The 12,800-nt window shown below is 42.9% G+C and carries 10 protein-coding genes and 4 pseudogenes; 10 read left to right on the plus strand and 4 right to left on the minus strand.

Annotation, left to right across the window (positions count from 1 at the left end; genetic code table 11):
• The first annotated feature begins 25 nt into the window (after positions 1-25).
• The 3 genes from V7K40_RS02200 to V7K40_RS02210 are packed head-to-tail and all read left to right on the plus strand — an operon-like array spanning position 26 to position 1,652.
• On the plus strand, positions 26-1,123 hold the full coding sequence (locus V7K40_RS02200; RefSeq protein WP_334956318.1) for a Gfo/Idh/MocA family oxidoreductase: 1,098 nt from the start codon (positions 26-28) through the stop codon (positions 1,121-1,123).
• Between the two features lie 4 nt (positions 1,124-1,127).
• Positions 1,128-1,373, plus strand: a complete 246-nt coding sequence (locus V7K40_RS02205) for an HNH endonuclease (protein WP_334956298.1) — start codon at positions 1,128-1,130, stop codon at positions 1,371-1,373.
• A gap of 36 nt (positions 1,374-1,409) precedes the next feature.
• Positions 1,410-1,652 carry a hypothetical protein gene (locus tag V7K40_RS02210; protein ID WP_334956300.1) on the plus strand — a complete coding sequence of 81 codons (243 nt, stop codon included), beginning with the start codon at positions 1,410-1,412 and terminating at the stop codon, positions 1,650-1,652.
• A 57-nt stretch (positions 1,653-1,709) separates the two neighbouring features.
• Here the strand turns inward: V7K40_RS02210 and V7K40_RS02215 are convergent, their stop codons facing one another.
• Entirely contained in the window at positions 1,710-4,424 is a 2,715-nt protein-coding gene (locus V7K40_RS02215) for a DUF3536 domain-containing protein (protein ID WP_334956302.1), read from the minus strand.
• 142 nt (positions 4,425-4,566) lie between these two features.
• Between V7K40_RS02215 and V7K40_RS02220 the strand changes: the two genes are divergently transcribed.
• The 4 genes and pseudogenes from V7K40_RS02220 (at position 4,567) to V7K40_RS02235 (ending at position 8,810) form a co-directional block, all read left to right on the plus strand.
• Positions 4,567-4,794 carry a hypothetical protein gene (locus V7K40_RS02220; protein WP_334956304.1) on the plus strand — a complete coding sequence of 76 codons (228 nt, stop codon included), beginning with the start codon at positions 4,567-4,569 and terminating at the stop codon, positions 4,792-4,794.
• Positions 4,795-5,018: 224 nt separating this feature from the next.
• Positions 5,019-6,152 (plus strand): calcium/proton exchanger, encoded by a 1,134-nt coding sequence (cax, locus tag V7K40_RS02225; protein ID WP_334956320.1) that lies wholly within the window; start codon positions 5,019-5,021, stop codon positions 6,150-6,152.
• A 319-nt stretch (positions 6,153-6,471) separates the two neighbouring features.
• Entirely contained in the window at positions 6,472-7,641 is a 1,170-nt protein-coding gene (locus V7K40_RS02230) for a serine/threonine-protein kinase (RefSeq protein ID WP_334956306.1), read from the plus strand.
• Positions 7,638-8,810 (plus strand): annotated as a pseudogene (locus V7K40_RS02235) (DarT ssDNA thymidine ADP-ribosyltransferase family protein). Before V7K40_RS02230 ends, V7K40_RS02235 begins: the two are co-directional and overlap by 4 nt.
• 224 nt (positions 8,811-9,034) lie before the next feature.
• On the opposite strand, the pseudogene gndA reads toward V7K40_RS02235, so the two are convergent.
• Positions 9,035-10,456: pseudogene (gene gndA / locus V7K40_RS02240) on the minus strand (NADP-dependent phosphogluconate dehydrogenase); the annotation flags it as partial.
• A gap of 215 nt (positions 10,457-10,671) precedes the next feature.
• Here gndA and V7K40_RS02245 point away from each other — a divergent pair.
• Positions 10,672-11,409 (plus strand): Ycf66 family protein, encoded by a 738-nt coding sequence (locus V7K40_RS02245; protein ID WP_334956308.1) that lies wholly within the window; start codon positions 10,672-10,674, stop codon positions 11,407-11,409.
• A gap of 53 nt (positions 11,410-11,462) precedes the next feature.
• On the opposite strand, the pseudogene V7K40_RS02250 reads toward V7K40_RS02245, so the two are convergent.
• Together V7K40_RS02250 and V7K40_RS02255 are read right to left on the minus strand one after the other, a co-directional pair.
• A pseudogene (locus V7K40_RS02250) lies at positions 11,463-11,882 on the minus strand (hypothetical protein).
• Complete coding sequence (locus V7K40_RS02255; RefSeq protein ID WP_334956310.1) at positions 11,875-12,093, minus strand: hypothetical protein; 219 nt, start codon at positions 12,091-12,093, stop codon at positions 11,875-11,877. The pseudogene V7K40_RS02250 and the gene V7K40_RS02255 overlap by 8 nt, the downstream one beginning before the upstream one ends.
• A 79-nt stretch (positions 12,094-12,172) precedes the next feature.
• Between V7K40_RS02255 and V7K40_RS02260 the strand changes: the two genes are divergently transcribed.
• Together V7K40_RS02260 and V7K40_RS02265 are read left to right on the plus strand one after the other, a co-directional pair.
• Complete coding sequence (locus tag V7K40_RS02260) at positions 12,173-12,439, plus strand: type II toxin-antitoxin system ParD family antitoxin (protein WP_334956312.1); 267 nt, start codon at positions 12,173-12,175, stop codon at positions 12,437-12,439.
• A gap of 116 nt (positions 12,440-12,555) precedes the next feature.
• Positions 12,556-12,711, plus strand: a pseudogene (locus tag V7K40_RS02265) (type II toxin-antitoxin system RelE/ParE family toxin); the annotation flags it as partial.
• Positions 12,712-12,800: the final 89 nt, after the last annotated feature.

Genomic DNA, 12,800 nt, shown 5'->3' on the forward strand with positions numbered 1-12,800 from the left:
TAGAAGTATGCGAGTAAAGGATGATATGATTGGGATTGCGATCGCAGGCACTGGATTTGGTCAAAAAGTCCACATCCCTGGATTCAAAGCACATCCTCAAACTGAGGTAGTTGCTGTTTATCACCGGGATATAAATAAAGCCAAAGCCATAGCAGAATCCCATAATATTACCCATGCTTCCGATTCACTTACAGATATTGTGGCATTGCCAGAAGTGCAAGCAGTCAGCATCTCTACGCCGCCATTTTTGCACTATGAAATGGCAAAAACTGTACTGCAAGCTGGGAAACATTTATTACTAGAAAAACCGACAACCTTAAATGCAGTTGAAGCTAAAGAACTTTATCAGTTAGTTAGAGAAAAAAGCCTTATTGCAACTGTAGACTTTGAATTTCGCTTTGTACCTGCATGGCAATTATTTGCTGAACTATTGTCAGAAAACTATGTGGGTGAGTTGCGCTTAATTAAAATTGATTGGTTAGGTTCTTCTCGTGCTGATACTTCACGCCCTTGGAATTGGTATTCTGACAAAGATAAAGGAGGCGGTGCATTGGGATCTTTAGGTTCCCACTCCTTCGATTACATCCACTGGTTATTCGGGCCAGTCCGGAGATTAAACGCGCATTTAACTACTGCTATTCCCACACGAGTTGACCCTGTTAGTGGAGAATCTAAGCCAGTGAATACCGATGACAACTGTATATTAACGCTGGAATTAGCAAATGGCACACCTTGCCAACTTTCGATCAGTGCGGTTGTTCATGCACCAAGAACCCATTGGATAGAAGTATATGGCGATCGCGGTACATTAATTGTGGGCAGTGAAAATCAAAAAGATTATATACACGGCTTTCGTGTTTGGGGTTCTCAGCTAGGTAAACCTCTAACAGAAATAGAAATACCAAATCGGTTAATTTTTCCCAAAAATCATGCTGATGGGCGCATTTCTGCATTTATCCGCGTAGTAGACCAATGGGTGCAAGGAATTGACCGCAATCAGGAAATTACACCATCGCTGCGAGAAGGAATTTATTCTCAGTTGTTGATGGATTTATCCCATGAATCCCATACAAAAGCAAGTTGGGTAGATGTACCCAGCTTGGAAGGATTTCTTCGCAACTAAGGAAATGAGCAAAACTCCCCGCATTCGTATCCCACTAGAAGTAAAGAAATATGTCTTTCAACGTGACAAATACCAATGCCAAAGCTGCGGTAAAATTATTGGAGAAACTAACCTCAGCATTGACCATATCATTCCCCTTGCCTGTGGTGGTCAAAACGATATCAGTAATCTCCAAACTCTCTGTCTTACCTGCAATCAGCAGAAAACAGACAACATTGATCCCCGCTTCCGGCGATATTTTCAGCTTTAGGTTAGGATCAGACGGGCTATTAGTTTCTGATTATCTATGCCTCAAAATCACAATAGCAATTCTTTAAGATTCCTCAATATTAGAACTACGATTCTCTACCTCTTCGCTGTCATAGCTGTTTTAGTAGTAGCCTTTCCTTGGCTATATGAGATTAAAACGAAAGCTGGGATCGATATATCACCTGGACGCCATGCAGGAACATTTTTTGAGAAACATACCCACGGACTCTTTAAGTGTGAGTGGCTTTATCCATACCATTGCGATCGCCCCCCAGGTTAAGTAAAGGAAGTTAAAAAGAAAAGGGGACAATTTTCCCCTTTTCTATGTGTAAGATTTTTATCCTAACTGATTTGAGATCATGCTGACATCAACAGCTAACTTTTTGCCCAACTTGAGCAACTGAAGACACTGATTATCTCCTTCATTCTCAAGACTAGTGACACACACCGGCGCAATCTGACTGTACAGACAACTAAAATATAGCTCTTGTGATCGCTGTAGAGAAATATCAATATTTAATTGATCCCCGACATCAATCAATCGCTCCAATAGTTGGATATCTGCATTAAAACTACCATTGGCATCGTGCAACAATTGCCAAAGCGATCGCGCAATTAACTGTTCTAACATCTGCTTACCGTCAGGAATATTCAGCCGACAACGCAGATGTTTCGCTTCAGTAGCGATCGCCTCCAATTCTAATATGTGATTCCAACTCTTTTGGGGATCAGCTATATCTTGCTCAAGCCATCGCAATGTGATCAGACAGCGATGCCCTAATGCAATATCTGCTGCTACCTGCAATTCTTGCGGTACTGCTACTTCATCTCGATGAAACGCCATCAGCACCCCATAATTATCACGGTAGGCTTGGGTATACAATTGTCCTAAACGTGCCAGTGTTTCCTGACTAAGCAACTGCATAATCCGGTGGCGTTCTTCAGCAAATAGATTTTGTAAGCTGAAAGCCATTTTTCCAAATAGCTGTGTCATCACCAAAATAGTATGAGCCGCACTAGCTTGTTGCAATGCCCCAAACAGCTTTTCTTTGATTTGGCTGTAGTCACGCCGCCCGGTAAATTGTTGAATGCAGCAGTGGAAATCCCACCCTCCCAAATGCAAAACTGCAAATACCAAATGCTCACTTTCCCAAGTAATCTCTGATACCAGCTTTAAATTTCCGACAGCCAGAGTTAGCGATCCCATGCGTTGCAGTTGGTAATCTAGCTCATTGGCAGCATAGCAATAAACCTTTTTGTGGTAACGCTGAGACTGTTTGTCCGCAGCATCTTTCCTTGGCAGAGAATTGCGCGTCTCTACTAGTTTGTGATTGCTAAATAGGGAAGTAATCGCGTAATGGGCTGCTACTTGCTTAAAGCCAAGCTGGGCAGTTAACACGAGTTGCCGATAAATTTCGCCACCGTGTTTGAAGTCATCCACATTACTGGGGGCTAAACCAAGACGTTTGACAAAGCCTTTTTCCAACTGCACACCAGCCACTTCCCCCGCCAATTCCAAAGCACGGGCGGCGTAGCGCAAAATTTGCGTCCCCTCTGGACGGGAAATTTCTTCAAAAAACCAACCGCAACTAGTGAACATTAATAAAGCGTGACGCTGCATTTCCAACAGGCGTAGGGCATCTACTTGTTCGGCTGCTGTTAGTTTGTGGGTTTGATGGCGGGACAGGAAACGGTTGACATTGCCAGCAGAGCGATCGCGCATCACTTGAATATATTCATCTCGTGCTTGCCAGGGATCACGAAATAACTGCCTACCATGTTCCTCATACACCTCAGTTAGCTGATCCCGCAGCCAATTTAGAGCATTCCGCAAGGGACGACGCCATTTCTGATGCCAAACGCTGCCTTCTCCACCGCAACCACAGTCATCTTCCCATCTGCCGACACCGTGGGCGCAACTCCAGGCTGTGACTGACTTCAATTCCACTTCCCAACTGGGAGAATTTAAGCTCAGGTAGTGGGCGAAGTTTGTCACCGTCCAACTCTGTTGAGGAAACTCTCTGGTAAAGGCGTAGGCTAAAGTTTTCTCAGTTCCCTTCTTGTGATGTCCGAAGGTTTCCCCATCCGTCGCCACAGAGATTAACTGTGTTGGTCGATGATCCCCACGCACAGCTGAACCGATACGTCCGGCAAAGTAACTGGAATTATAAACGACATCACTAAAACCCATGTCCCGCGATATCGGGCCATCGTAGAAGAAGATATCAATGTATGGTAATCCTTCTCTATCACTATCCTTGGGACTAGTGGGGATCGCACTCAGAGTTGAAGATGAACTGCCTAGTGTGGGCTGCAAATAACAACGATAGGGACGAGTGGAATCAATCTGACTACCACCGACTTCGATCCATTCCGGATTGGGATCATCTTGAGTGGGGAGGGGACGGCAACGTAGTGCTTGGGACGGTGCAAGGATAATGAAGCGAATACCCTCAGCAACAAGAGCTTCTAAGGTTGCATAGTCCACACCGGTTTCTGCTAGCCACATGCCTTCGGGATCGCGTCCAAAGCGGGAGCGGAAGTCTTCTTTACCCCAGCGAATTTGGGTATATTTGTCGCGTTCGTTCGCCAGAGGCATGATGATGTGATTGTATACTTGCGCGATCGCATTGCCGTGACCATGCAAGCGTTGGCTACTCTTGGCATCCGCCTCTAAAATTCGCTGATAAACCTCCACATCGTAGCGTTCTAGCCACGACATCAGCGTTGGTCCAATATTAAAACTAAAATACTCATAATTGTTGACGATCTCCACCACTTCGCCTCGGTCATTTAAGACTCTGGCAAAAGCATTTGGGCGATAGCATTCCCAATGAATCCGCTCATTCCAGTCATGGAAAGGTGCAGCGCTCGGTTGGCGTTCAATTGCGTCCAGATAAGGGTTTTCCCTTGGTGGCTGGTAAAAATGACCATGCACCGTCACATATACACCATTGGCCTTTCTCAGGGGATCGGTTTCTTTGGTGTTATTGGGATCTGAATCTAATGTTAACGTTGAGCCACTAGCTGGCATTTGGTCAGCAGAAGTCATGTATATTTATCCAAAACAAAAAACTTACAGTTGCACCGAAAAGTTTGTGCATAAACCTTTCTCCAATGGTTTGAACACAAAATCCGGTATAAACAACAACTATGGAATCCAACCTAATTTTTGACAAAGCAGTCTTATTGTAGTGGGAAATCTGCGTTATCGCACAGCGCAAAGTCCGTTGGGGAGACAGCGCCGTGGGCGGGTTTCCCGACTTGAGGCGACTGTCGTCGGCTCTGCCGACTTAAAGGAACTTTGCAAGACAGCCCTTTCCCTGAAGGCTCAAAATAATCAGCCATTGAACAAAACCTTAGTTAGGGGTTTTCTCTTCTTCAGCGCCAATCAAAATTTTAATTGTCTTTTAATATATTAAACCCCATTTCTGGTGTATTATTTTGGCTCAAATTCATACTTTTGCAACAAAAGATGACAAAAACTCCTTAAATCGCAATCTTATTTTACATACACAGCAGTGAACTGAAAACAGTACAATTTCTGAATTGCTCTACAGACGGTTGAGAGTATCCTATGAGAGTGCTGAATTGAAAGTTGTTTTTTATTGCAACACTCCAAATTTTAAACTTAGGATTGCTGGCTGTGGATGATACCCTCAACTCAAGACAACAAATGTCAACAAAAAACATTATTCTTCTCGTTTTATTGCTGTTTATCCCGGTTTCCCTAGTAGCCCACTTTCTGGAGTGGGGAGAATTGATAGTTTTCATTACAGCTGGATTAGCAATTCTGCCCTTAGCAGCTTGGATGGGTACAGCCACAGAAGAAATTGCTGTCGTAGTGGGGCCATCATTGGGGGGCTTGTTAAACGCCACCTTTGGCAATGCTACAGAACTAATTATCGCCTTAGTAGCGCTGAACGCTGGGTTAATAGATGTAGTCAAAGCCAGTATCACAGGATCAATTATTAGCAACTTACTACTGGTAATGGGTTTTTCCATGCTTTTGGGAGGACTGCGCTACAAAGAACAGACATTTCAGCCAATTGTGGCGCGGGTGAATGCTGCTTCAATGAATTTAGCAGTGATTGCCATTTTGATGCCAACGGCGATGAATTATACCTCTCAAGGTATTAACCAACAAACACTGCAAAATCTTTCTATTGCTGTTGCTATAGTATTAATCCTGGTTTATGCCCTAACGCTGCTATTTTCGATGAGAACCCACTCCTATCTATATGATGTGGGTTTAGCGGAGGCAGAAGCAGAAGCAGAGGAAATATCAATATCTCATGCTAAACCAAATATGGCATTATGGGTTGGCGTGCTGCTAGTGTGTACCTTGCTGGTGGCAATTGAGTCAGAAATGCTAGTGGATTCTCTGGAGGTGGCCACATCTCAGCTAGGTTTGACGGCGCTGTTTACAGGGGTGATTTTGGTTCCCATCGTCGGTAACGCCGCCGAACACGCCACAGCAGTCACCGTGGCGATGAAAGATAAGATGGATCTTTCCCTTTCGGTAGCTGTGGGATCAAGTATGCAGATTGCCCTATTTGTTGCGCCCGTATTAGTTATAGCAGGGCGGATATTGGGTAAACCAATGGATTTGGATTTCAAACCCTTTGAATTAGTAGCTGTGGTTGTGTCAGTGTTGATTGCAAACACTATTAGTTCCGATGGTAGGTCTAATTGGCTAGAAGGCACTTTATTATTAGCTGCCTATACAGTGTTGGGATTCGCCTTCTACTTCCATCCAGTTATAGAAGGTATGGGGTAGTTAGCTAGCAGTACCGCAGCTACGCCCGTCGTAGATATCGCTCATAGTTTAACAAGAAAGCGATCGCTCTTGATTATGAGTAATGACCGAGCCAATTTTAAATTTTAGTTAGATTTTTTTAGTTCATGCCACACTAACGTCCGGCTACGCGCTTTCACCCTTCTGGATGACACAAATCCAAAATCGTTCGACTGGGCGAACGCAAGAGCGTCTCGTAGAGAAGTCGAAGTCCAAAATTTAAAAAAAATCCAAAATCTGTTGATTACACCCTTTTGCCAGGGACAGGAGAAAATAAAGACATATAAGAGCGATCGCCTGTATGAGCTACTGCCTTAACCCCCATTGTCCCAAGCCGGAAAATCCTGCTGATGTGAAGTTTTGCCGGACTTGCGGTTCTAAGCTACTCCTTAAAGAACGTTACCGTGCTATCAAACCAATCGGACAAGGTGGTTTTGGCAAAACCTTCTTAGCTGTGGATGAGGATAAACCCTCAAAACCACGCTGCGTGATTAAGCAATTTTATCCCCAAGCCCAAGGCACTAACACTCTTGCAAAAGCCGTAGAGTTATTTAACCAAGAAGCGGTGCAGTTAGATGAATTGGGCAAACATCCCCAAATTCCCGAACTACTAGCATATTTTACCCAAGAAGATCGGCAGTATCTTGTCCAAGAATTTATCGACGGGCAAAACTTAGCCCAGGAATTGGCACATAGAGGTGCTTTCAATGAAATACAAATCCGGCAATTATTGAATGATTTATTGTCAGTTTTGCAATTTTGTCATGCCAGACACGTAATTCACCGCGATATTAAGCCAGAAAATATTATCCGCGAAAGCGATGCCTACGGCAAGGGCGAAGCTCAACGCAAACTAGTATTAGTAGATTTTGGTGCTGCTAAATCTGCCACTGGCGCTGCCTTAAATCAAACTGGTACTAGTATTGGTAGTCCAGAATATGTTGCACCTGAACAAATGAGAGGTAGGGCTGTTTTCGCCAGTGATATTTACAGTTTGGGTGCTACTTGTATTAATTTATTAACTAAGCGATCGCCCTTCGATTCCTATGATACCAACAACGATACATGGGTATGGCAGCAATACTTGCAAACTCCCGTCAGTAATCAATTGAGTCGCATTCTTAACAAGATGCTAGAAAGTATTCCAGTGCGACGTTACCAAACAGTAGATGAAGTTTTCAAAGACTTAAATTACCAGTCGCAAGCAGCAGCCACGCCTGCTCCCTCAGCAAAACCCCTGACTACACAACCAACTTTTCCACCTGCGATTGTCCCGAAAACTCCCAGCCAAATTGATTTAGAATTAGAGGAAATGAAAACTCTATTTATTGGCAAAGCTAAACCCCAAAATAACAATCAAAATCAACCGAAAACACAATCAATCCAGCCTTCTAATAAAAGCCAAATAGATGAAGAATTAGAAGAATTAAAAGCCAAATATCTTGGGAAGAATAACACGCCAAATCAATGAGAAAACCAGATATAAAAAGCTTCTATTACATCACACATATTGAAAATCTGCCCTCAATACTTCAAAGAGGTATCTTATCCCACAAAGCAGTTGAGGAGTTAGGTGTTTCATATACACCAATCTACGATAGTGGGATTGTTAGCAAGCGTAAAGACAAGTCTACGCCTGCAAGGAGTAGTTTGTAGGAATACGCTAACTTATACTTTCAACCACGTAACCCAATGATGTATCGGGTGGTTCATGAAAAAGACAAAAGAGATATTGCTGTTATTGGAGTTAAACCGGATGTACTTGCAGCAGTAGGAGGACTAATTACAGATGGAAATGCTGCCAATGAGCCAACTCAATTTTTTGCTATTAAGGAAGGAATAGAAATACTTCAGAAACAATGGAAAATTATTCAAAATGAGTGGTGGAATGAGCTTGATGGTTCTAAACGAAAGATCATGGCTGAATGCCTGGTTCCTGAGCAAATTAGCCCAGAACTTGTTCATTCAGTTTTTGTAGCAGACTATAAGGCTAAAGAGCGAGTCGAAACAATTATAGGTTCAGCTAAAATACCTGTTGTTCCTGAACCAAATATGTTCTTCCAACCCATATCTGCTGCCCGTATTGGGACTAATATTTCCTTGATTGATGGGGATATGTTTTTTTCAAATATGCAAACGCTGACGATTAATGTTAATCTTCAAGGCATAATGGGCAAAGGATTAGCGTCACGGGCAAAATATCAGTTTCCTGACGTATATGTAGTTTATCAAGATGCTTGCCGAAATCAACAGCTCACTGCCACAAAACCCTATCTCTATAAACGGGAAGCTTCTTTAGATCAAGAACTAGCTGATCTTAGCCTTCCGCTTGTGTCCTCCAATGCTGTAAAGTGGTTCTTGTCGTTTGCTACTAAAAGACAATGGCGAGAAAACTCTCGTTTAGAAGACATTGAAGGTGGCTTAGACTGGGTTAGAAAAAATTGTCATAATATTGGTATTCAGTCTTTGGCAATGCCAGCTTTGGGTTGTGGTTTAGGCAACTTAAATTGGGCTGAAGTAGGGCCGCTAATGTGTCGTTATTTGCATAATATAGGAATTCAGGTTGCGATTTATCTTCCACGGGAACACCAAATTGATTCCAAATACTTAACTAATGATTACTTGTTAAATCGCTCTTGATTCGCACGTTGCCGTAAATGCCTTTTCTCTAAAATGAAAAATATGCAAGTTAAAAGTGCATTAGTATAACAATTAATAGTGATAAGTGACAAAAAAGTGACTCTAAAAGAGCCACTTTCAAATTTACAAACTAAAACTCTCTAAACTTTTGGAGAAGTTGTAGATGTTGTAGGTGTAGTTGGTTCTGAAGTTTGTAGCTCTCTTGGTGTGGAAGTTTGCACTGATGCTTCAGAAATTGGCGTCCATTCGGTGTGGAAGACTCCAGGCTTATCAAGCCGCTCGTAGGTATGCGCTCCGAAGTAGTCGCGTTGGGCTTGAGTGAGGTTTTGGGGCAAGCGATCGCGTCGATAACTGTCAAAATAATCTAATGATGCACTGAATGCTGGCACTGGAATTCCCAGTTTTGCTGCTGTTGCCAACACTTCGCGCCAAGCTGTTTGTCTGTCGAGAATTGTCTGCCTGAATTCAGGAGCCAATAGCAGGTTAGGTGGCGCTGGATTTTCGCTAAATGCGTTCTTAATCTTATTCAAAAATCCAGCGCGAATAATACAGCCACCCTTCCAAATCCGCGCCAGTTCACCTAAATGCAAGTTAAAATTGTAGGTTTTTGAAGCTGTAGCCAACAATGCCATGCCCTGAGCGTAAGAACAGATTTTCGAGCAATACAGGGCATCTCGCACCATATTGATAAAGGCTTTGGTATCTCCCTCATACTTGCCAGAAGGACCTGTAAGTACCTTGGATGCTGCTACCCGCTCTTTTTTGAAAGAAGACATTATCCGGGCGTTCACCGCTGCAATCATTGTTGGTACAGCAACTCCCAAATCCATTGCAGTTTGCACTGTCCAGCGTCCGGTTCCCTTTTGCCCTGCGGCATCAACAATCAAATCGACTAAGGGTAGATTTGTATCTGGGTCAATGTAGGGGAAAATCTTTGCTGTAATTTCAATTAAAAACGAATTGAGTTCGTCGGTGGTGTTCCATTCGGTAAAAACTTCGTGTAGCTGATTATGGTCTAGTCCAGCAACATTTTTCAGCAAGTCGTATGCTTCTGCAATTAACTGCATATCGCCGTACTCAATGCCGTTGTGTACCATTTTGACGTAGTGACCGGCACCACCAGGGCCACAGTAGGTTACGCAAGGACCATCGTCAACTTGGGCAGCAATTTTATTAAAAATTGGTGAGAGATACTCGTAGGAGCTTTCTGTACCTCCAGGCATCAGTGAGGGGCCATTTAGCGCACCTTCTTCACCACCACTAACACCCATACCGATAAACCGAAGTCCAGCGGGTTCTAATTCCTGAGTGCGTCGTTCTGTATCTTCAAACCAAGAGTTGCCACCGTCGATAATGATATCGCCTTCGTCTAACAAGGGTTTGAGTTGAGAAATTACTGCATCTACTGGCTTACCAGCTTGCACCATCACTAAGATTTTGCGAGGACGTTCCAATGCAGCGACAAATTCTTCCAGGGTAAAGGCAGCTTTAACGTTCCGTCCTGGCGCACGCTCTGCCATGAATCTGTCGGTTTTATCGCGCGAGCGGTTGTATACTGCGATTGGGAAGCCATTGCGCTCCACGTTTAGAGCGATGTTCTCACCCATAACGGCTAATCCAATCACACCAAAGCTTTGTAGTGTCATAAAAAATTTCTGGCTAACTCTTGCAGATCCTTTTACTTTAAGCGTAGTCCGAGATTTTCTGTTCTCTCCTAAAGAAGACCTTAAGAGTTGAATAAACGACAAAAATCCACAACTAACACGGATAATTAATTTTAAATTGTATCTAAATCAACAATTAACTTGCAAAATTTGCAAAATTGAAATAGTCAAAGGACGTAGTAAGGAGTAACCAAATAATGCTGGCATATGTCCTAGCTTTAGTGGTCGGTCTTGGTAGTTTAGCCATTTATATAGCAGCTTTCTTTTTCCCAGAAATCCACCGCAAGAATGACTTTATCTGGAGTGGTGTAGGACTATTCTATGCCTTAGTCTTATGGGTGTTTGCACCACGCATTACTGGGGGTTTGTTGCTGGGTCATGTGGCTAGTGTGGCTCTTTTGGTCTGGTTTGGCTGGCAAACTCTATCATTACGTCGGCAACTGACTCCGCAGGCACAACAAACCCAAGTACCCAGTTCTGAGACGGTGAAAACTAGCATTCAGGAACAGGTGAATAATTTGTCCCTTCAGGAACGGCTGGGCCAGTTGCAAAAAGGTCTTGGTAGCACCTTCAGTGGCGTGAAAGATAAGGTGCAACAGACTGTAAGTAAAAAGGCACCCACAACTCCCAAACCTGAAGATATTACCTCTGTACTGGCAGAGAAACCTGCTGTTGAGATTATCAACAAAACTACTTCTATACCAAAACAACCAGCAGACGAGACTGTTACTACCGACACCGAAGCAAAAACCAAGAGTGTACCGGAAGCGATTCCACCACATCCCCCATCTCCTGAATTGGTGGAAGCAGCGCAAGCAGATTTTGAAATTGAGGACAAGCAGCCGATTCCCGTAGAAGAAATTGCGCCAGATGCGGTACTTGCTCCCCCAGCAGAAACGCCGCCTGAACAAATACCGCCGAATCAAGTTAGTTGAATGCAGTGAGACCCAACGTTAACCTAATATAATGTTGGGTTTCACTATTTCCATCAGACTATTTTAGGGCTAATTTTAAACGCTAATTTAGAACGATAGAAGCACACATCAAACGCTAAAAAGAAATTCATGTGTCCTAAAATTAATGAGGCGTTTCTATCTTTTGTCCAAGCGAAAGCTAGCTCTACTGTTGGAAATTGCTCAATATCTGCTATCAATACCAATGCCCTCGCCTCAAACCTAGCCAAATTACCACCCAATGGAACTGAGAGTCTTTGACGTTCCCAAACTGCTCCCAGCCTTAACCCGATTTCCTAGGGCAATACGTTGATACTAGAACCAGTATCTAGTAAATCTGATACACTTACACAACGATTCTGATAAGTTAGAATTAGCGGTAGATAAGGCAGCCTACTTAATGCACCAAGTTCTGGATTTACCTCAGTAAATGCAAATCTAACTTTATCAACCATGTGTTGCCGCTTGTTCTTCTGCTAGTGCCTTCGTTAAAACAGCAGCAGCTTCAAAAGAATCATATAAGCCGAGACTTGCTACTTTGTCCTGAGCATCCAATGGAACTAAACTTGATTCCTTCAACAATTCGGCTGCCAGGAAATGTATTAGTAAGAGTTTATCAATGTGGGATAATTCTTCAAGCAGTGGTATGAGTTCGGTAAGAAGCATAAATTAAGGCTTTAATGAATTTAGATAAATTTTAGAGGATAGTTTGGGGAACGCTCTTAACTAATTAGGAATAAAAATTATGAACATCCAACTTAAAGCGGAATACGAGCAATTTATACAAACCCGAATAGCTACAGGTAGATATAAAAATGCTGAAGATGTGATTGCTAAAGCATTGAAACTGCTCGAAGAATGGGAGAAGGGTTATCAGGAATGGGAAGAAGAAATCCAGAAAAAAATAGCTGTTGGGCTTGCTTCTATCGAACGTGGAGACGTAGTAGATGGTGAAGTTGTAATGGCGCGACTGTCAGAGAAATTACGCAAAGCGCGTGAGACTCAAGGATAATGGAATATTTTATTGCCAAAGAAGCAAGCCAAGATTTAGATGAAATTTTGGATTATTTTCTAGTTCGCAATATTAACGCAAGGGAAAGATTTATTTAAGGATTTAATAAGAAGTGCCAAAACATAGCTCAATTCCCGAATATAGGACGAAGTTACGCCAAGTTTGATCCAAGCCTTAGAGGAATACCCTTAGATAGCTACATTATTTTTTATCAAGTTTTTGAAAATAGTGTTGTGATTGTGCGAGTAGTTAGCGGTCATAGGGATTTATAGCGCTACAAGATTGTGTTAGGACTATTATATCGAGTGCAAAAAAATCTGATGCCTGCCCCCTATAGCTATGACCTGGGCCAAAAAGCGAT

Source organism: Nostoc sp., from assembly GCF_036917195.1.
GTDB lineage: Bacteria > Cyanobacteriota > Cyanobacteriia > Cyanobacteriales > Nostocaceae > Nostoc.